The 19,173-nt window shown below is 64.4% G+C and carries 15 protein-coding genes; 9 read left to right on the top strand and 6 right to left on the bottom strand.

Going from position 1 to position 19,173, the window contains the following annotated elements:
• The first annotated feature begins 24 nt into the window (after window positions 1-24).
• The 6 genes from IVB36_RS19220 (at window position 25) to IVB36_RS19195 (ending at window position 6,314) form a co-directional block, all read left to right on the top strand.
• Window positions 25-1,044: an ABC transporter substrate-binding protein gene (locus IVB36_RS19220; protein WP_247392735.1), complete on the top strand. Its 1,020-nt coding sequence runs from the start codon at window positions 25-27 to the stop codon at window positions 1,042-1,044.
• On the top strand, window positions 1,044-1,805 hold the full coding sequence (locus IVB36_RS19215) for an ABC transporter ATP-binding protein (protein ID WP_018456628.1): 762 nt from the start codon (window positions 1,044-1,046) through the stop codon (window positions 1,803-1,805). The genes IVB36_RS19220 and IVB36_RS19215 overlap by 1 nt, the downstream gene beginning before the upstream one ends.
• Window positions 1,806-1,816: 11 nt before the next feature.
• Window positions 1,817-2,674 carry an ABC transporter permease gene (locus IVB36_RS19210; RefSeq protein ID WP_085348860.1) on the top strand — a complete coding sequence of 286 codons (858 nt, stop codon included), beginning with the start codon at window positions 1,817-1,819 and terminating at the stop codon, window positions 2,672-2,674.
• Window positions 2,671-4,410, top strand: coding sequence for an L-arabinonate dehydratase (gene araD / locus IVB36_RS19205; protein ID WP_018456626.1), 1,740 nt, complete (start codon window positions 2,671-2,673; stop codon window positions 4,408-4,410). The genes IVB36_RS19210 and araD overlap by 4 nt, the downstream gene beginning before the upstream one ends.
• A gap of 10 nt (window positions 4,411-4,420) precedes the next feature.
• The gene (locus IVB36_RS19200) at window positions 4,421-5,140 is read left to right on the top strand and encodes a ribonuclease activity regulator RraA (protein ID WP_018456625.1); all 720 of its coding nucleotides are present in this window, start codon (window positions 4,421-4,423) and stop codon (window positions 5,138-5,140) included.
• A gap of 82 nt (window positions 5,141-5,222) precedes the next feature.
• Complete coding sequence (locus IVB36_RS19195) at window positions 5,223-6,314, top strand: SMP-30/gluconolactonase/LRE family protein (protein ID WP_018456624.1); 1,092 nt, start codon at window positions 5,223-5,225, stop codon at window positions 6,312-6,314.
• A gap of 110 nt (window positions 6,315-6,424) precedes the next feature.
• On the opposite strand, the gene IVB36_RS19190 is transcribed toward IVB36_RS19195, so the two are convergent.
• Entirely contained in the window at window positions 6,425-8,524 is a 2,100-nt protein-coding gene (locus IVB36_RS19190; RefSeq protein ID WP_026233212.1) for a S9 family peptidase, read from the bottom strand.
• Window positions 8,525-8,672: 148 nt separating this feature from the next.
• Here IVB36_RS19190 and IVB36_RS19185 point away from each other — a divergent pair, with 148 nt between their 5' ends.
• Both IVB36_RS19185 and IVB36_RS19180 read left to right on the top strand, forming a co-directional pair.
• Entirely contained in the window at window positions 8,673-10,109 is a 1,437-nt protein-coding gene (locus IVB36_RS19185) for an MBOAT family O-acyltransferase (protein WP_247392734.1), read from the top strand.
• Window positions 10,109-11,215 (top strand): hypothetical protein, encoded by a 1,107-nt coding sequence (locus IVB36_RS19180; protein ID WP_018456621.1) that lies wholly within the window; start codon window positions 10,109-10,111, stop codon window positions 11,213-11,215. Before IVB36_RS19185 ends, IVB36_RS19180 begins: the two co-directional genes overlap by 1 nt.
• 160 nt (window positions 11,216-11,375) lie before the next feature.
• On the opposite strand, the gene IVB36_RS19175 is transcribed toward IVB36_RS19180, so the two are convergent.
• The 3 genes from IVB36_RS19175 to IVB36_RS19165 form a co-directional block, all read right to left on the bottom strand.
• Window positions 11,376-12,563 carry an aminotransferase class V-fold PLP-dependent enzyme gene (locus IVB36_RS19175; protein WP_018456620.1) on the bottom strand — a complete coding sequence of 396 codons (1,188 nt, stop codon included), beginning with the start codon at window positions 12,561-12,563 and terminating at the stop codon, window positions 11,376-11,378.
• Window positions 12,564-12,670: 107 nt separating this feature from the next.
• On the bottom strand, window positions 12,671-13,411 hold the full coding sequence (locus tag IVB36_RS19170) for a thermonuclease family protein (protein ID WP_026233211.1): 741 nt from the start codon (window positions 13,409-13,411) through the stop codon (window positions 12,671-12,673).
• A gap of 214 nt (window positions 13,412-13,625) precedes the next feature.
• Entirely contained in the window at window positions 13,626-15,353 is a 1,728-nt protein-coding gene (locus IVB36_RS19165; RefSeq protein ID WP_247298153.1) for a hypothetical protein, read from the bottom strand.
• Between the two features lie 424 nt (window positions 15,354-15,777).
• Between IVB36_RS19165 and IVB36_RS19160 the strand changes: the two genes are divergently transcribed.
• Complete coding sequence (locus tag IVB36_RS19160; protein ID WP_018456617.1) at window positions 15,778-16,626, top strand: caspase family protein; 849 nt, start codon at window positions 15,778-15,780, stop codon at window positions 16,624-16,626.
• Window positions 16,627-16,791: 165 nt separating this feature from the next.
• Here the strand turns inward: IVB36_RS19160 and IVB36_RS19155 are convergent, their stop codons facing one another.
• Together IVB36_RS19155 and IVB36_RS19150 are read right to left on the bottom strand one after the other, a co-directional pair.
• Window positions 16,792-17,679 (bottom strand): HlyD family efflux transporter periplasmic adaptor subunit, encoded by an 888-nt coding sequence (locus tag IVB36_RS19155; RefSeq protein WP_026233210.1) that lies wholly within the window; start codon window positions 17,677-17,679, stop codon window positions 16,792-16,794.
• Between the two features lie 282 nt (window positions 17,680-17,961).
• A complete protein-coding gene (locus IVB36_RS19150) occupies window positions 17,962-19,086 on the bottom strand; it encodes a beta-propeller fold lactonase family protein (RefSeq protein ID WP_026233209.1) in 1,125 nt (374 codons plus the stop codon).
• Between the last annotated feature and the right edge of the window lie 87 nt (window positions 19,087-19,173).

Here is a 19,173-nt window from a genome sequence, read left to right as displayed (position 1 = left end):
GGCGGCCGGAGGAAACGAACAACAATGATCAAGCAATTTCAGTGTGGCCTCACGGCCGTCGCCCTGATCGCCGCAGCGGCGCTGACGGCTTCGCCAGCAAAGGCGCAGCAGAAGTCCGAGATCTCGCTGTCTCGCCAGCCCGGCATTTTCTACATGCCGAGCCACATCATGGAAAAGCAGAAGCTGATCGAGAAGCACGCCGCTCAGCTCGGGGTGGTCGGCGTCACCACCAAATGGGTCACCTTCTCCGGCGGCGGTGCGCAGACCGATGCGCTGCTCGCGGGCGGGGTCGACATCCTCAACACCGGCACCGGCAATCTGCTGCTGCTGTGGGACCGCACCCGCGGCGGCGTCAAGGGCATCGTCGCGACCTCGGCGCAGCCGATGACGCTGATCAGCCGCGACGCCAACATCAAGTCGATCAAGGATTTCGGCCCCAACGACAAGATCGCCGTGCCGACCGTAAAAGTCTCGACCCAGGCCATCGTGCTCCAGATCGCCGCCGCCGAAGCCTTTGGTCCCGACCAATGGTCGAAGCTGGACGTCAACACGGTGCAGCTCGGTCATCCCGACGCCTATGCGGCGCTGTCCAACGCCAAGCACGAGGTGCACACCCATTTTTCGATTCCGCCGTTCACCTTCCTCGAGCTGAAGAACGTGCCGGGCGCGCATGTCGTGCTGTCGTCGCCTGACGTGATGGGCGGCCCGCTCAGCCAGGCGCAGTTCTTCACCACCACGAAGTTCGCTGATGCCAACCCGAAAATCATCCAGGCCGTGCGCGATGCGACCAAGGAAGCTCAGGATCTGATCCGCAGCGACACCAGACAGGCGGTCGAGATCTACAAGGAGATCACCGGCGACAAGACCTCGGTGGAAGAGCTGCTCGATCTCCTCCAGGAGCCCGGCATGATGGAGTGGAATCTCGAACCGCAGGGCACGATGAAATTCGCCGCCCATCTGTTCAAGACCGGCACGCTGAAGACTCAGCCCAAGGCCTGGACTGATTATTATCTGCCCGTCGCCCACGATCTGAAGGGCAACTGATGGCGCTGCTCGACGTCAGCTCCGTGACGCTGCGCTACAAGACCTCCAGCGCCGTCGTCACGGCGACCGAACGGGTCAGCTTCACAGTCGACAGGTCCGACCGCTTCGTGCTGCTCGGGCCGTCCGGCTGCGGCAAGTCGACCCTGCTCAAGGCCGTCGGCGGCTACATGGCGCCGAGCGAAGGCCGCATGACCATCAACGACCGCGAGATTCGCGGTCCCGGCGCCGATCGCATGATGATCTTCCAAGAGTTCGACCAGCTGCTGCCTTGGAAAAGCGTGCTGGCCAACGTGATGTTTCCGCTGCTGACCGCGCGAAAATTGTCGCGCAAGGATGCCGATGCGCGGGCGCGGGCCTATATCGAGAAAGTGGGCCTCACCCGCGTGGTCGACGCTTATCCGCACACGCTCTCCGGCGGCATGAAGCAGCGCGTCGCGATCGCGCGCGGCATGGCAATGGAGCCCGACATCCTACTGATGGACGAGCCGTTCGCCGCGCTCGACGCGCTGACGCGGCGAACCTGCCAGGACGAGCTGCTCCAGCTCTGGAGCGAGACCAAATTCACCGTGCTGTTCGTGACCCACTCGATCGCGGAAGCGATCCGCATCGGCAACCGCATCCTGCTGTTGTCGCCGCATCCCGGCCGCGTCAAGGCCGAGGTGGTCGACGTCGACAAGGTCTCCAATGACGATGGCAGTGCCGGCCGGCTGGAGAAGGAGATTCACGATCTCCTGTTCGCCTCCGAAGCAACGGCGCATTGAGGGAGCCTCTCATGGGCGAAGCGAGAATAATGCTGCGTGACGCGCCGGTCGTCGGCAGCGCAGCCGAGGTCGAGCGCAAGCTGAGCGTGCCCGAGCTGTTGTGGAACGACGGCTTTGTCCGCAAGACCGTCATCATCCTGTTCCTCGCGGCGGTCTGGGAGGCCTACGGCCTCGCCCTCGACAATCCCCTGCTGTTTCCGACGCTGCACGACACGATCCTCACGCTCTACGATCGCGTCAAGGACGGCACGATTCCCATGCGGGCCTGGGCTTCGCTAAAAGTGCTGTTCATGGGCTATTCAGCCGGCATCGCGCTCGCCGCGATCTTCACCGTGCTCGCGATCTCCACCCGCATCGGCACCGATTTCCTTGAGACGGTCACGGCGATGTTCAATCCGCTGCCGGCGATCGCGCTGTTGCCGCTCGCTTTGATCTGGTTCGGTCTCGGCAACGGCAGTCTGGTGTTTGTGCTGATCCATTCGGTGCTGTGGCCGGTCGCGCTCAACACCCATTCGGGCTTCAAGAGCGTGTCCAACACGCTGCGCATGGTCGGCCGCAATTACGGCCTTCGGGGATTGCCGTACGTGGCGAAAATCCTCATCCCCGCCGCGTTCGGCTCGATCCTGACCGGCCTCAAGATCGGCTGGGCCTTTGCCTGGCGCACGCTGATCGCGGCCGAGCTGGTGTTCGGCGTGTCGTCGGGGCAGGGCGGGCTCGGCTGGTTCATCTTCGAAAACCGCAACCTGCTCGACATACCTGCGGTCTTCGCCGGCCTCTTGACGGTGATCATCATCGGGCTTTTTGTCGAAAACCTGATCTTCCGCGCCATCGAGCGGAACACCGTGCAGAAATGGGGCACCCAATCATGACCAAGAAGAAACTAACGCCCGACCAGCTCCGCAGCGCGCGCTGGTTCGCACCCGACGATCTCCGCTCGTTCGGCCATCGCTCCCGCACCATGCAGATGGGCTACGCGCCGGAGGAGTGGAAGGACCGCCCGATCATCGCGATCCTCAACACCTGGTCGGACGCGCAGCCCTGCCACATGCACTTCAAGTCGCGCGTTGACGACGTCAAGCGCGGCATCCTGATGGCCGGCGGCCTGCCGCTGGAGCTGCCGGCACTGTCGCTGTCGGAATCGCTGCTCAAGCCGACCACCATGCTCTATCGCAATCTGCTGGCGATGGACGCCGAGGAGCTGTTGCGCAGCCATCCCGTCGACGGCGTGGTGCTGATGGGCGGCTGCGACAAGACCACGCCGGCGCTGCTGCTGGGTGCGACCTCGATGAACATCCCGGCGATCTATCTGCCGGCAGGTCCGATGCTGCGCGGCAATTGGAAGGGCAAGACGCTCGGCTCGGGCTCGGACGGCTGGAAATACTGGGACGAGCGGCGCGCCGGAAAAATCTCCGACAAGGACTGGCTCGACATCGAGGCCGGCATTGCGCGCAGCTACGGCACCTGCATGACCATGGGCACGGCTTCCACCATGACCGCGATTGCAGAGGCGATCGGCATGACGCTGCCGGGCGCGTCCTCGATTCCCGCCGCTGATGCCAACCATATCCGCATGGCCTCGGAATGCGGGCGCCGTATCGTCGAGATGGTCTGGGAAGATCTGACGCCGAAGACAATCCAGACCCGCAAGGCGTTCGAGAACGCGATTGCAGTGGCGATGGCGATGGGCTGTTCGACCAACGCCATCATCCATCTGATCGCGCAGGCCCGCCGCGCCGGTCTCGACATCGGCCTCGACGATTTCGAGATTGCGAGCCGCAAGGTGCCCGTCATCGCCAATGTGCGGCCGAGCGGCGATGCCTATCTGATGGAGGACTTCTTCTATGCCGGCGGCCTGCCGGCGCTGATGGGGCAGATCAAGCCGCATCTGCATCTCGACTGCATCACCGTCACCGGCCTGACGCTGGGCGAGAATATCGCGCATGCCGAGGTCCACAATGACGATGTGATCCGCTCGATCGACAATCCCATCTACAAGGAAGGCGCCCTCGCGGTGCTCAAGGGCAATCTCGCACCCGACGGCTGCGTCATCAAGCCGTCGGCCTGCGCGCCGCGCTTCCTCAAGCACACCGGGCCGGCGCTGGTGTTCGACGACTACCCTTCGATGAAGAAGGCGGTCGACGATCCCGATCTCGACGTCACCGAAGACCACATCCTCATCCTTCGCAACGCCGGGCCGCAGGGCGGGCCGGGCATGCCGGAATGGGGCATGCTGCCGATCCCGACAAAACTCGTGAAGCAGGGCGTGCGCGACATGGTGCGAATCTCGGATGCGCGCATGAGCGGCACCAGCTACGGCGCCTGCATTCTGCACGTCGCCCCCGAATCCTATGTCGGCGGACCGCTCGCGCTGGTGCGGAACGGCGACCGCATCACGCTCGACGTCGCCACCCGCACCATCAATCTCGACGTGTCGGAAGCCGAGCTCGACAAGCGTCGCGCCGCCTGGAAGCAGCCCGAGCGCCGCTTCGAGCGCGGCTATGGCTGGATGTTCACCAAGCACATCAAGCAGGCCAATGACGGCTGCGACTTCGACTTCCTCGAGACCGATTTCGGCGCGCCGATCGGCGAGCCCTCGATTTACTAGAGAGCGTGACATGACCAAACTTGCCGAGGCCACCCGCAACAAGCTCAAATCCGTCTCCACCGCCACCGTCGCAACCGCGTTGTTCAAGCGGGGCCTGCGCATCCAGATGATCCAGGATGTGCACCCGCTCAGTGCCGACCAGCCGACCATGGTCGGTGAAGCCTTCACGCTGCGTTATATGCCGGCGCGCGAGGATCTCAACACCATCGAGGTTTTCAAGGACCGCTCCCATCCGCAGCGCAAGGCAGTCGAGGATTGCCCGGCGGGCCACGTGCTGGTGATGGACAGCCGCAAGGACGCGCGCGCCGCGTCCGCCGGTGCAATCCTGGTCACGCGCTTGATGAAGCGCGGCGTCGCCGGGGTCGTCACCGATGGCGGTTTTCGCGACTCGGCCGAGATCGCCAAGCTCGGTATCCCCGCCTACCACCACCGCCCAAGCGCGCCGACCAATCTGACGCTGCATCACGCCATCGAGATCAACGTGCCGATCGGCTGCGGGGATGCGCCGGTGTTTCCCGGCGACGTCATTCTCGGCGACAGGGACGGCGTGATCGTGATCCCTGCGCATCTCGCTGAGGAGATCGCCAACGAGACCTTCGAGATGACCGCGTTCGAGGACTTCGTCACCGAGGAAGTCAACAAGGGCCGCGGCATTTTCGGTCTCTATCCGGCAACGGACCCACAGACGCTGACCGACTTCGCCGCATGGCGGAAGGCGAACGGAAGGTAAAGGCCGCGCGCCGACACCAAGCATATCAAGAAACAGGCCGGCCGCAGCAAGCGCCGGCCTTAAATCACCCAGGGAGGACTCCATGAATTTCACGCGACGCAACCTCTTGGCCGGCGCCGGCGCTGCGGCCACCTCCGCGCTCCTCGCCCACGCCGCCGGTGCCCAGTCGTTTCCGTTCGCGCCGAACCAGCGCTACCCCGATCCCGCCGTTCAAATCCTCGATCCCAGTTTTGGAAAGTACCGGCTCTATTCCTCGACGCTCGAGCAGGTCGCAACCGGCATGCGCTGGGCGGAAGGCCCCGCCTATTTTCCCGAAGGCGGCTATCTGCTGTTCTCGGACATTCCCAACAACCGGATCATGAAGTTCGACGAGAAGACCGGGCAGACCAGCGTGTTCCGCGCCAACGCGAACTACGCCAACGGCAACGCGCGCGACCGCCAGGGTCGCCTCGTCAGCTGCGAGCACTCGGTGACCCGCCGCATCACCCGCACCGAGAAGGACGGCAAGATCACCGTGCTGGCCGAGAAGTTCGAGGGCAAGCGGCTGAACGCGCCGAACGACATCGTGGTGAAGTCCGACGACAGCATCTGGTTCACCGACCCGCTGTTCGGCATCAACGGCGAGTGGGAGGGCAAGAAGGAAAAGGCCGAGCAAGCCACCACCAACGTCTACCGCATCGCTAAGGACGGCAAGCTCAGCGCTATGCTGACCGACCTCGTCAATCCGAACGGCCTCGCCTTTTCGCCTGACGAGAAGAAGCTCTACGTGGTCGAGTGGAAAGGTACGCCCAACCGCAGCATCTGGAGCTATAGTGTCGGTGACGACGGTTCGCTCAGCGGCAAGACCAAGCTGATCGACGCGGCTGACCAGGCCTCGCTCGACGGTTTTCGCGTCGACCGCGACGGCAATCTCTGGTGCGGCTGGGGCTCCAACGGTGCGCTGCAATCCGAGCCGACCGACATCGCCGGCCGCAAGGTTTATCAGCTCAAGGCCAAGTCGGAGGATCTCGACGGCGTGATGGTGTTCAACGCAGAGGGCAAGCCGCTCGCCTTCATCAAGCTGCCCGAACGCTGCGCCAATCTCTGCTTCGGCGGGCCGAAGAACAATCGCCTGTATATGGCAAGCAGCCACTCGGTGTATGCGCTGTATGTGGAGGCGCATGGGGCCGTGTGAGGCTTCGCCTCTCTCGAGGCCGTAGCCCGGATGGAGCGCAGCGCAATCCGGGGCTGTGATGTCGTCTGCACTAATCCCGGATTTCGCTGCGCTCCATCCGGGCTACGAAGTCACGCCTCCGCCATCCCCGCCGCCCACAGCGCGAACGCATAGACGATCGCGACTTCATCGAGCCGGTTGAAGCGTCCCGATGCGCCGCCGTGGCCGGCGCCCATGTTGGTGCGGAGCAGGACCGGGCCGCCGCCGCTCATGGTCGCGCGCAGGCGCGCGATCCATTTGGCGGGCTCCCAATAGGTGACGCGCGGATCGGTCAACCCGCCCATCGCCAGGATCGCGGGATAGTCTTTCGCCGCGACATTGTCGTAGGGCGAATAGGACAGGATGGTGCGGAAATCCTTCTCGCTCTCGATCGGGTTGCCCCATTCCGGCCATTCCGGCGGCGTCAGCGGCAGCGTGTCGTCGAGCATCGTGTTGAGCACGTCGACGAACGGCACTTCGGCGACGACGCCGGCGAACAATTCGCCGGCGCGGTTCGCCACCGCGCCCATCAGCATGCCGCCGGCCGAACCGCCGTGGCCGACAATGCGCTTTGCACTGGTGTACTTCGCATCGATCAGCGCGCGTGCGCTGGCGGCAAAATCGTCGAACGAATTGGTCTTCTTCTCGCGCTTGCCGTCGAGGTACCAGCCCCAGCCCTTGTCGGCGCCGCCGCGGATATGGGCGATGGCATAGACGAAGCCACGGTCGACCAGCGACAGGCGGTTGGCGCTGAACGAAGCCGGCATCGCCATGCCGTAGGAGCCGTAGCCGTAGAGCAGCAGCGGCGCCGCGCCGTCGAGCGTGAGTCCGCGGCGATGGAGGATCGAGACCGGCACCTCGGCGCCGTCATGCGCTTTCGCCATGATGCGGGTGGTGACGTAGTCGCTCGCATTGTGGCCGGACGGGATCTCCTGCCGCTTGCGAAGGGTGCGCGTGCGCTTGACCATGTCGTAATCGTAGACTTCCGACGGCGTCGTCATCGACGAATAGGCGAAGCGCAAATTGGTCGTCTCGAATTCGTAGGAGCCCATCGTATCCAGCGAATAGGCCGCTTCGTCGAACGCGATCGCGTGCTCCTCGTTCGAGGCGAGGTCGCGGATCACGATGGACGGCAGCGCGTTGGCGCGCTCCAGCCGCACCATGTGGCCGGCATAGAGATCGAGGTCGATGATGTAGATGCCCGGGCGATACGGGATCAGATCGCGCCAGTTCTTGCGCTCGGGTGAGGCGAGCGGCGCGGTGACGATCTTGAAGTCGATGGCATGGTCGGCGTTGGTTAGGATGAAGAGTTCGTCGCCACGGTCGGCCAGCGAATATTGCACGCCTTCCTTGCGTGCCGCGACCAGGCGCGGCGGTGCGTCGGGGTGGGCGAGGTCGATCAGCCGCTGCTCGGAGGTCTCGTGGTCGCCGCCCGCGATCACGCAGAAGCGGCCACTGGTGCTCTCTTGCAGATGGGTGAACCAGCCGGAATCCTGCTCCTCGTAGACCAGCGTGTCGTCGGCTTGCCCAGTGCCGAGCTTATGCCGCCACACCTGCATCGGGCGGTGGTTGTCGTCGAGCTTCACGTAGAAGAACGACGTCGCATCCTTGCTCCAGACCACGCCGCCGTCGGTCTCCTCGACGACGTCGTCGAGGTCCTTGCCGGTCGCCCAGTCGCGCACGCGGATGGAGAAATACTCCGAGCCCTTGGTGTCGGCGCTCCAGGCCTGCAACCTGTGGTCGTTCGAGTGCCGGCTGCCGCCGAACTTGAAGTATTCATGGTCCTTGGCGAGCGCATCGCCGTCGAGCACGATGTGGCCCTCGCCGCCGTCGCGCGGCATACGGCCGAACAGCTCGTGCTGACCGCCCTCGCGGAATTTGCGGAAATAGGCGAAAGGACCATCCGGCGACGGCACGCTGGAATCGTCCTCCTTGATCCGCCCCCGCATCTCGCGCACCAGCGTTTTCTGGAGCGCCGCGGTATGGCCGAGCAGGCTCTCGGTGTAGCCATTTTCTGCGTCGAGATATTTGCGGATGTCGGGATCGAGCACCGCGGGGTCGCGCAGCACCTCCTGCCATTTCTCGTCCTTCAACCAGGCATATTCATCCGTCACGGTGATCCCGTGTCGCGTGAAGGAATGCGGCCGGCGCGGCGCGAGGGGAGGCAGGGAAGGTGTTTTGGCTTGTGTCACTCGATCCTCATTCAGATGCGTGTTTCACCTTATATCGTCCCGCTTCCGTGAATTGCCAGCGTCGCTGCGGGCGTCGTCGCCGGGTTGTTGACGGGCCGCTTGTATGCTTTAGGGGCCGGGTCTTTAGTCCTGCCGCCGGTCCAGCCTGATGTTGTTCAATTCCTACCCGTTCATCCTGCTGTTCCTGCCGGCCGCGCTGGCTGGCTATTTCTGGCTCGGGCGGCGCAGCAATCTGGCCCCGGTGATCTGGCTGGCGGCGGCCTCGCTCACCTTCTATGCCATTGGCAACTGGCAGTTCGTGGCCCTGTTGCTGCTATCGATCGCCTTCAACTACGGCATAGGCCACCTCCTCATCGTGGCCAAGCTTACTTCGTCGCAACGAAAGGTGGCACTGGCCCTCGGCGTCGCCGGCGATCTTCTCGTACTTGGCATCTTCAAATATGCCGGCTTCGTCACCGAGAACGTCAACGCGCTGGCCGGCACGCACTTTGCGGTCCACATCCTGCTGCCGGTCGGCATCTCCTTCTACACGTTCACCCAGATCGCGTTCCTGGTTGACGCCTGGCGCGGGCAGGTCGCGGCCTACGCGCTGCCACACTATGCGCTGTTCGTGACCTACTTTCCGCATCTGATCGCGGGGCCAATCCTTCACCACAAGGACATGATCCCGCAATTCGAGCGGGAGGAAACCAAGCATCCGCATGCGCATCTGATCCTGTGCGGCCTCATCATCTTCGCAATCGGCCTGTTCAAGAAGACCTGCCTTGCCGACGGCATCCAGCCGCTGGTCGCGCTCGCCTTCGATGCGCGCGCGCCGAGTTTTGATCAGGCCTGGCTCGGTGCACTCGCCTACACGTTCCAGCTCTATTTCGACTTTTCCGGCTATTCCGACATGGCGATCGGGATATCGCTGATGTTCGGCATCTTCCTGCCGGTCAATTTCAACTCGCCCTACAAGGCCACCAGCATCGTCGAGTTCTGGCGCCGCTGGCACATGACGCTGTCGCACTTCCTGCGCGACTATCTCTACATCCCGCTCGGGGGCAACAGGCGCGGGCGCGTGCTGCGCTACATCAACTTGCTGCTCACGATGCTGCTCGGCGGGCTCTGGCATGGCGCGGCCTGGACTTTTGTCATTTGGGGCGCCCTGCATGGCGCCTATCTCTGTATCAATCACGCTTTCAACGCGCTGGTGCCGAATGTTCCGAAGTGGCTCGCGCACCCGACGCGTGTCGCCGGAGCCGTGCTGACATTCCTCGCCGTCGTTGTCGCCTGGGTCTTCTTCCGTGCCGAACGGGTCGATTGGGCAATGCGGATTGTGAATGCGATGGCCGATCCCTCCAACATCGTGTTCGGCCGCGAGGAGATTGCGGCGTCGGTGATGGTCACGATCGATGCCGCGCTGGTGTGGCTGGCGCCGAACACGCAAGGACTCATGGGGTACGACCACGCCAATCGCAGGGTCGGCGACGGCCTGATGTCCGGACGGATGCGGCCGCTGGTCCTCTATGGTGCGTCGCTGGTGCTTGCGTTCGGGATTTTGGGTATCCAGAGCCACAGCGAATTCATCTATTTCCGGTTCTGATGCGCGGCGCGTTCACAAATCCAGGGCGTCTTCTCCTCGCGAGCATCGCGTGCGTGCTGGGCGCGGCTGCGCTCACCTATGTCATCGATCCCCTGCAACTGTTTCGGCCTTCGCGTCTCGTCGCGCCGTTCTATTCCGATGACACGCGCGTGCAGAATGCCGGGCTGATCCGCAGCCAGTCGTTCGATACCGCGTTCATGGGCACCTCGCTCGCGATCCATTTCCGCCAGAGCGACATCGACCATGCCCTCGGCGTGCACTCGCTCAAGCTGGCGATGACCGGCTCCAATTCGTGTCAGCAGGGCTTTGTGCTCGAGCAGGCCATCGACCGCGGCGCGAAGCGCGTGATCTGGGCGATGGACGACTTTATCTTTGTCGATGCTGCCGACATCGAGACCGATCCTTATCTCGCTGCCGATCTCTATCGCGGGACGGCAAAGGGGATCGCGTCCTATCTGTTCAGTGCGGCGATGGCGAAGGAATCCCTGTTCGCATTGCTGCGGTCGGTTCCGCCGCTGCGGGAGCCGCTGACCCGGGCGGCGCCTTTTCTGCCCGTCAAGTTTGCGCTTGAAGACGTCGACGACATTTATGCGTTGCCGCGCGATATCGACGTCGCGCGCGCCTATAATGCGAAAAGGACGCTCGCGGCTTTCGCCTATATCACCGATCCCGTGCGCAGCCGTTTTCTCGGCGAAGGCTATCGTTACGACGCGATGGTCCGGCATTTCGAGCGTGACGCCGTCGGCCTGATCGCGCGCCATCCGGACGTGACCTTCGACATCTACTTCCCGCCCTATTCGATCCTGCAATTCGTCGCGATGCGCGACGCTTCGCCTGCGACGCTGAAAATCGTCACGGACCTCACGGCCGTCATTGCGCAGCGCCTGACGCAGCTTCCCAATGTGCATCTGTACGATTTCCGGGCGATCAAGGACGTGACGCACGACCTCGACAATTACGGCGACGTCATCCACCATTCGCCGGTGATCGATGCGAAGGTGCTGTCGTGGCTGGCGCGTGGGGAGTATCGGGTCGATCCGACGGCGCCACTTGCCTCGCTGGACGCGTTGAAGGCGCAGGTCGCGGCGTATCGGTTCCCGCGCTGACTTCCCCTCTCCCCTTGTGGGAGAGGGTGGCTCGCCGCGTTAGCGGCGAGACGGGTGAGGGGTATCTATCCGCGAGTCCGGCAGTTGCGATTGCGGAGACAACCCCTCATCCGGCGCTTCGCGCCACCTTCTCCCACAAGGGGAGAAGGAAAAAAGAGGCTTACACCGCCACCTCTTCGCCGAGATAGGCAACCGCCGCTTCGAGCCCGCCTTTGCCGTGCGGGATCTTCAGCGCGTTCAGCCCGATCTCGATCACGCCCAACGTGCCGAGCAGCATCGGGGCGTTGACGTGGCCCATATGGGCGATGCGGAAGGCTTGTCCCGAGAGATCGCCGATGCCGGTGCCGAGCACGACGCCGCACTTCTCCTTGCAATAGCGTTGCAGGATTGCCGGATCGTGGCCGTTGCTCATGGTCACCGTGGTCACGGTGTTGGAGCGTTCGCTGGCTTCGGCGACGTTGAAGCCGAGCACCTGGCCTTCCGACCACGCGCCGACCGCGCGGCGTGCGGCCTCGCCGAGCAGGCTGTGACGTCGGAAGGCGTTCTCCAGTCCTTCCTCGTGCAGCAGGTCAATGGCCTGGCGCAGCGCGAACAGCAGATGCACCGGCGCGGTGCCGGCATATTTGCGATAGTGCTCGCTGCCCTCGCGCTCGCTCCAGCTCCAATAGGGCGTGCTCATGTTGGCGGTCTTCTGCACCTCGCGCGCGCGCGCGTTGGCCGCGACGAAGCCGAGGCCGGGCGGCGTCATCAGGCCCTTTTGCGAGCCCGACATCGCGACGTCGATGCCCCATTTGTCCATCTCGAACGGCATGCAGCCGAGCGAGGCCACAGTGTCGACCATGTACAGCGCCGGATGGCCGCTGGCCTTGATCGCCTTGCCGATCGCCTCGATGTCGTTCTGCACGCCTGAGGCGGTGTCGACCTGGACGACGACGACGGCCTTGATGGTGTGCTCCTTGTCGCGGCGCAGGCGCTCCTCGACCTCGTGCGGCCGCACTGCGCGGCGCCAGTCGCCCTTGAGCACCTCGACCTCGGCACCCATCAGCGCCGCGGCATGGCCCCAGCCGATCGCGAACCGTCCGCTTTCGAGCACCAGCACCTTGTCGCCGCGCGACAGCACGTTGCTCAATGCTGCTTCCCAGGCGCCGTGACCGTTGGCGATGTAGATGTAGGACTTGCCCTTGGTGGCAAACAGTTTCGAGATGTCACTGAGCAGGCTCTCGGTCAGATCGGTCATCTGTTTGGAGTAGATGTCGATCGCCGGACGATGCATCGCCCGCAGCACCTCGTCGGGCATATTGGTGGGCCCGGGGATGGCCAGAAATTCCCGGCCCGCGCGAACGGTCATTGCTGTTGGTCCTTGTTGCCTGAGAATAGGATGGTGGGTCGCTGATTCACACTTTTACGCGGCGCCGCGGTGCAAGAAAAGGCCGGAAAACGCAGGTCTGACGTGGGTTATCTCTTAGTCTCGCGGCAGCCCGCATCCTCGGCTTCCTCCACCGAGCAGAACCAGCGCGTGCCCTTGCTGATCTTCATCTTGATCTGCGCATACCAGCGGCTGGTCGGCCGGTGATAGATGCACTCGCCGGCGCTGTTGACGTTGCCCTTGATGGTGCAGTCCGGCGAGGGCGCGACCGGGCCCGAAGCCGAAGCGAGCAGGATCGCATGTGCGCCATCGGGCGGCTTGGTGGCGCCGAGGATGGTGGTCTTCTTGTTGCGCTCGCGCCAGTCCCAGGGCGCGATGAAGGCGCCTTGCCACATGCCGGCTTTTGCCTCCCGCGCGGCGGCATCATCGGCTTCGTAGTCGCGCGAGACGCGGGTGTAGGCCAGCGCCCAGCCTGCGCGCACCAGCCATTTCTGGATATCCTCGCCGCCGACGTCGCAGCGCGCCACGGTGCGGCCGCGCCGGTCGATCGACCGCGCATGGCAGACCCAGGTCTTGCCGTCGGCGTATTTGGCGAGCTCGTCGCGGGCCGCGATGCCGCAGGTCCAGCGCTCGCCCTTGTTGTTGAGGCAGAGCTGGTCGACCGCGGGGGCGTCGATGCCGCCGAGCCTGATCCGCGTGTTGCCGATCACCACCGCGTCGCCGGCGCGGACCTTCGCTGTGCCGGTGATGTCGGCGGCCCGCGCCGGCGATGGCAAGCCGGACAAGGAGAAGCCAAGCAATGACAGCGCAATCAGGGGTTTTCGCAACATGCCGGCCCGCGTGTGATGAAAACTGCGATAGACCTCGCAATTGTGGTCGGCTTTTGTCCGCTCGGCCAGCATATGCCTGGCAATTGGGCTTTCAACTTCCTGTCATCGGGCGAAGTTTAGTAGGGGTGGGTTAGCCGAAGGCGTAACCCACCTCTTTCGTCTCCACGGCGGCAGAAGTGGTGGGTTACGCTTCGCTAACCCACCCTGCGCGACCTCATCCCCGCGCCATCGCCCGCTCGGCCACCGCCAGCGCCATCAGCACGAACGCCGACGTGACCTCCGGACCGCCCACCAGGATCCGCGTCGGCGTCTTCATCTTGTTCCACTCATAGGCGCGGAACGGGCCGCGGCGGCCGCCTTCGCCGACGCTCGCGACGATCACGTTCAGCGCCGGCGCAAAGGCGCGCGGGTCGGCGCCGAGATGGCCGAGCGCGATCAGGGCGAGCGCTGCGTCGAACACGTTCATTTCGGCGGCCATCAACTCGCCCTTGACGTAGGAGAGCACGCGGTGGCGGATGAAATCGAAATCGCCGTCGGGATCGATGATCGCCTGCGCCGCCAGCGGCAGCGCCAGGAAGGCAGCATAGCAGCGACCGAAATAGGCGCTGTAAAGCTCAGGCAAATAGTAGATATGCGAGCGCGGATTGGCGAAGGCGCCGCTCGCCGCCAGCCGCTTCTGGAAGCCGAGGATGCGATGCACGGTGGCGAGCCGCGCCGGCGTCTCCAATACTTTCCAGCGCGCGAGGTTGCGAAAGCTGACCTCGAGAATGTCGAGATTGAGCGTCGGATCGAGATCATTGCCATAGGGCCGCTCGCCCTTGAGATTGTCGATCCAGGTCGCAACCCCGCCCTCGTAATCGATATTGTCGTTGATCGGCACGGTCACGCGCGGCTCGTTGACGCCGGCGCGCACCTGATAGCCGGCATAGAAATCCAGCAGCGGCTGGTCGAGGATCGGATCGGTGCAGCCGGCCTGCGTCGCCGCGGAGATCGAGCACGCCGTGGTGTCGCAATCCGGCACGTAGACGCCGAAGCCGAGGTCCTGCTTGATCTGGGCGAAGTAGCGTGAGAAGCGCGGATGCGGTGCCGGCGCGAGCGCGGTGATGACGTTGAACCGCGCCCCGTCGATGCCCTCGACCTCTTCGCGGCTGATGTTGACGCAGAAATCGACCATATCGGCAACCGCGCGCTCCGCCGCCATCTTGTCGGAGAGCGAGGCGAGACCGGTCTCAACGTAGCTCAACAGCGCCTCGATGAAGAACGCGTCGTAATAGGCCGAGCGGTGGCGGATCTGCACCGGCTCCCACATCGGTTCGGCAACCCCTCGCCAGGGCGGATTGACGACTGCGCGCGCCGGAGATCGCGCGATGAAGACACGGGCGAGGTTGAACAGCAGCGAGGAGTTCTTGTAGCCGCGCGCGTTGAGACCCGTGAGCGCCATGGTCAGCTCTCGGCCGCGGAAATCGGGATCGCCGATCAGGTTGAACGCGGCGTAGGTCGGCAGAAAGCCATTTTTGCGGTACGAGCCCAGCAGATGCTGCGCGCAGTCGCGGATCACGCCGTCGATCTGCGATTGTTGCGGCATGGCGCCGGTGAACATGGCCGGCGGCGGCTTGGGATGATCCAGCGCGATGCTGTCGACGAGATCGGCGACGGGCTGGCCGACCGCCGCCCAATTGGGCTCGGCCTCGTCGCGGGCGCGCACTAGGGCCTGGCGCAGCCGGGCCAGTTTGCCTTCGTCGCGCAGCTCGGGCAGCCCGGCCCGGCGGAGCAGCACCCGCAATGCGGGATTGCCGAGCGCGGTCTTGTAGAACTTAGGCAGATGCGGATCGCCGCTGGCCGCAACAGACAGTACGGGATCGCAGACGTCGTAAAGCGAGGGGCCGTCCTTCCGCGCCGTCAGCGCCCGGCAGGCGGCGCCGGCAAAATATTGAAAGCTCATGAAATAACCTGGTCGCGGGAATTGGCCGGGGGGCCGGCCGGCGCGCTCCCAGCCGCGCGCCACCCCCTGCAAGTCGTTGAAAAGCTACCCGGATTCGCAGGAAATACAAATGTGATGAGGGTCACAGAAAAAGCCGGCACGAAGCCTGCATAATCAGGCTCCGGAAGGCTACGGGGACGCAAAAAAATCACACATTGGGCAGTAAAAATTAGCTCATGTTTCCAGAGACTTAGCTCAAATTTTCGGCGATCTATTGCGGGGGAGGCGATATCCGGTTAAGGCTTTGTTTGGTGCGGCGCCGCAAATTGCGCGCAATTCGGGGGCACACCCCCGGCCAATCCCTCAAACCCAAAGACGCTATCGCGCTACTCAAACAGTGTGCGCGTGTTTGGCTGGTCTTTGGCACTGACAGGAATGACGCGAGATGAATGTAACGCAGCTCGACATTTCCCGACGCACGATCGCGGTGGCCGCAGCCCTCATCGGCACGGTCTCGCTCGTGATCGGCGCCCATGCTGCCCTCAACATGCGGGCGCTCGATGCCGCCAAGGCCGTCTCGACCGACCAGGTCACCGGCTCGATCGGCCAAGCCTCGCGTCTCGCCCTCGTCATCGGCAATGGACATTACCCCGACGCCAGCGCGCCGCTGACGCAGTCGATCAACGACGCCCGCGCGCTGTCCTCGTCGCTGCGCAAGAACGGTTTTGACGTCGACATGGTGGAAGACGCGACCAAGGACGACATGGTCCGCGCCGTCAATCGCCTGAAGTCCCGGATCAAGCCCGACACCGTCGTCATGCTGTTCTTCGGCGGCTACGGCGTGCAGGCCGGCCGCGAGAGCTACATGCTGCCGGTCGATGCCGTGATCTGGAAGGAAAGCGACGTCCGCCGTCACGGCGTCTCCATCGAGGGCGTGCTCGACATGATGAAGGAGCAGGGCGCCAAGGCCAAGCTCGTCGTGGTCGACGCCTCCCGCCGCAATCCCTATGAGCGCCGCTTCCGCTCCTACAGCCACGGCCTCGCGCCGATCAGCGCGACGGACAATGCGCTGATCCTCTCCTCGGCTTCGCCGGGCAAGGTCGTCGACGACGGCAAGGGCGAGCACAGCGTGCTGGTCAGCGAGTTCCTCAACAACCTCAATACGCAGGGCAGCGCCGAGAGCGTCTTCAACAAGACCCGCCTTGCCATCTCCCGCGCCAGCGAAGGCGACCAGGTCCCGACCGTCTCCTCCTCGCTGCTCGAGGACGTCCATTTCGGCGAAGCCGGCGGCTAGTTTTTCTTAGGTTCTGCGAAGTCTCGTGCCCCGGACGCGGCGCATCATGCAATGATGCGACGCAGAGCCGGGGCCTAGTTTTTAAGCTTATCGCTTGGACGAGAGATGGGTCCGGCTCTGCGCGGCAGCGTCACACGCTGCAGCGCGTCCGGGACACGAGCAATCCTACTTCGCCGCTTCCGTGGCCATCACCGTGCGCACCGGATCTCCTTCGCGCAGCAGCGCGCCGGCGCGGGCGACGACGATATCGCCCTCGTTGAGGCCGTCGCGAATCTCGATATTGCCGCCCGACATCAGTCCGACCTCGACGCGCTTGGTCTCGACGCGGTTGCGGCGGATCACCTGCACGACGGTGCCGGCGGAGGAATACTGCACCGAGGTCAGCGGCACCGCGACGTTGCAGCTCTGGCCCGACTTGATCAGTGCGCGCCCGCTCGCATTCAGCAACAGCCGCTTCTGCGAGGAGATGCCGATATAGACCATGCCCTGCTGGATGTTCGGCTCGACCGTCGGGCCGATGCGGCGCACCTTGCCGTCGATATCGCCGGCGCCGGCGATGCGCACGGTCGCCACCTGGTTGACCGCGAGCTTGCGCATATCGCTGGTCGCGACGAGGGCGACGAGATCGTACTCGCTGCGCGCCACGATCGTGAACAGCGCCTCGCCCTTGGCGGAGGCGAGGTTGCCGATCTGCGCGGTCGACGTCGCGATCACGCCTGCCACGGGGGCGGTGACCTGAAGCGTGCCGCCCTCGGGCAGTGCCAGCCGCGCCAGCACCTGGCCTGCGGTGGTGGTGTCGCCGGCTTCCGCCAGCACCTCTGTCACCTTCAGGCCGGGCCGCTCCGGCCGCACCGAGCTTGCCTCGCGCGCGATGATGGTGCCGGTGCCCTCGACGATGTCGGAGAAACAGGATTTTGCGACCTTCAGCACCGTGACCGCCGGCCCCTTGGGCGCGTCGTCATCGGCGGCGGCAGCGGGCTGGGCCGACAGCAACAGCAGTCCGGCGAGCGCAACGAGATGTCTGGAAACAGAACGCGCAGGCAATGATCGCATGGGTCATTCCGGTTGGGGCCTTGACGGCCTCATCGTTAGCAGAAGCGATCGCTGCGAGCCAAGGGCACGTCAGGGCCGGCCGGATCAGAATGCCGCAGCAGCACGGGCGGCGCGATGCCGCCCGTTGAATTAGTCGCCGCACAAGCAAAGAGGTTCGTCGGCCGCCCAACAAACGCGTCATGCCCGGGCTTGTCCGGGCATCCACGTTCTTTGTGCCGCGTAGCTAGGCGTGGATGGCCGGGACAAGCCCGGCCATGACGACGAGGAGGTACCAGCGCCCGCTCACGGCAGGCTCAAAAACTCCACCCAGTTCGGCTTCTTGCCGGTGGCGTAGGATTTCAACTTGGTCAGCACCCCGCTGCTCTGGTCGATGGCATAGACCGTCATGCTGTCGGAGAGCTCGCCCACGGCGGCAAGGTAGCGCCCGCCGGGATCGATATGGAAGCCGCGTGGCTGCTTCTCGGTCGGCACGCTGCCGATGGTGGTCAGCTTGCCGGTGGTTGCATCGACCTTGTAGGCGGTGAGCGTGCTGGTGGTGCGCTCGGAGGCGTAGAGGAAACGGCCGTCGGGGGTGATTTGGATGTCGGCTGCCCAGGGCTTTCCGGTAAATCCTTCGGGCAGCGCGCTGGTGCGCTGGATCTCGTCCCATGCGCCGCCCTTGGCCTCATAGGCGAACGCCGCGACGTCGCCGTTTAGCTCGTGCAGGAGATAGACGAACTTGCCGTTGGGGTGGAACACGAAATGCCGGGGTCCCGATTTCTCCGGCACCTTGTGGGCCGGCGGATCGCTCGGCGTGAGCGTGCCGGTCGTGGCATCGAACGTGAAGGCCAGGATCTGGTCGGAGCCGAGATTGGTCGCGAACGCGAAGCGGTTGTCGGGCGAGGGCAGGAAGGCGTGCGCGTTCAGCCCGGTCGGGATCACCTGCTTCGGTTCGCCTGCGACGCCGTTGGCGAGCAGCGGATTCAGCGCGACCTTGTTGCCGCCATAGGAGGCGCTGAACAGGAATTTGCCGCCGCGGTCGATGGCGATGTAGGCCATGCTGTCGGCGAGCGGGCCGTTGCCGATATGGCTGAGCTGGCCGGTCTTCGGATCGATCGCAAAGCTCACCGCGAGAAACGGCTGCGAGCGGACACCGGCGATCAGCACGCGATGGTCGGGCGTGATCGCGAGCGGCGTCGAGGAGCCGGGCTTTTCGACGCCGGTGAAGCCGGCCGTCTGCACGGGCGTCATCTCGCCGCTCTCGGCCATCTTGAACACGCTGATGTCGTTACTGTCGGCATTGCCGACATAGGCGAACGTCTCGGCCATGCCGGCGCGGACTCCAGAAATGAGAGTGAGGAAAGCAAGCGTGGTGGCGATCGCGGCGCGGGGTACGCCGGATCTGATGCGTCGGGTCGATCTCAACATGGGGTCCTCCTGGATGCCGGTGCGGCATTTGTCGTTTTGCCGGCGAGGATAGCGGCAGCCGCCCCGCCGCGCCAAACTCCAATGGGG

Origin of the sequence: Bradyrhizobium sp. 35, assembly GCF_023073215.1 — a bacterium.
GTDB lineage: Bacteria > Pseudomonadota > Alphaproteobacteria > Rhizobiales > Xanthobacteraceae > Bradyrhizobium > Bradyrhizobium canariense_D.
This window is presented reverse-complemented; position numbering and strand designations above follow the sequence as displayed.

Excerpts from the sequence above, each read along its gene's own strand:
- IVB36_RS19180 (WP_018456621.1), top strand. The coding sequence starts at position 10,109 with ATGCGCGGCGCGTTCACAAATCCAGGGCGTCTTCTCCTCGCGAGCATC.
- IVB36_RS19185 (WP_247392734.1), top strand. The coding sequence starts at position 8,673 with ATGTTGTTCAATTCCTACCCGTTCATCCTGCTGTTCCTGCCGGCCGCG.
- IVB36_RS19160 (WP_018456617.1), top strand. The coding sequence starts at position 15,778 with ATGAATGTAACGCAGCTCGACATTTCCCGACGCACGATCGCGGTGGCC.
- IVB36_RS19215 (WP_018456628.1), top strand. The coding sequence starts at position 1,044 with ATGGCGCTGCTCGACGTCAGCTCCGTGACGCTGCGCTACAAGACCTCC.
- IVB36_RS19210 (WP_085348860.1), top strand. The coding sequence starts at position 1,817 with ATGGGCGAAGCGAGAATAATGCTGCGTGACGCGCCGGTCGTCGGCAGC.
- IVB36_RS19175 (WP_018456620.1), bottom strand. The coding sequence starts at position 12,563 with ATGACCGTTCGCGCGGGCCGGGAATTTCTGGCCATCCCCGGGCCCACC.
- IVB36_RS19200 (WP_018456625.1), top strand. The coding sequence starts at position 4,421 with ATGACCAAACTTGCCGAGGCCACCCGCAACAAGCTCAAATCCGTCTCC.
- araD (WP_018456626.1), top strand. The coding sequence starts at position 2,671 with ATGACCAAGAAGAAACTAACGCCCGACCAGCTCCGCAGCGCGCGCTGG.
- IVB36_RS19165 (WP_247298153.1), bottom strand. The coding sequence starts at position 15,353 with ATGAGCTTTCAATATTTTGCCGGCGCCGCCTGCCGGGCGCTGACGGCG.
- IVB36_RS19170 (WP_026233211.1), bottom strand. The coding sequence starts at position 13,411 with ATGTTGCGAAAACCCCTGATTGCGCTGTCATTGCTTGGCTTCTCCTTG.
- IVB36_RS19150 (WP_026233209.1), bottom strand. The coding sequence starts at position 19,086 with ATGTTGAGATCGACCCGACGCATCAGATCCGGCGTACCCCGCGCCGCG.
- IVB36_RS19195 (WP_018456624.1), top strand. The coding sequence starts at position 5,223 with ATGAATTTCACGCGACGCAACCTCTTGGCCGGCGCCGGCGCTGCGGCC.
- IVB36_RS19220 (WP_247392735.1), top strand. The coding sequence starts at position 25 with ATGATCAAGCAATTTCAGTGTGGCCTCACGGCCGTCGCCCTGATCGCC.
- IVB36_RS19155 (WP_026233210.1), bottom strand. The coding sequence starts at position 17,679 with ATGCGATCATTGCCTGCGCGTTCTGTTTCCAGACATCTCGTTGCGCTC.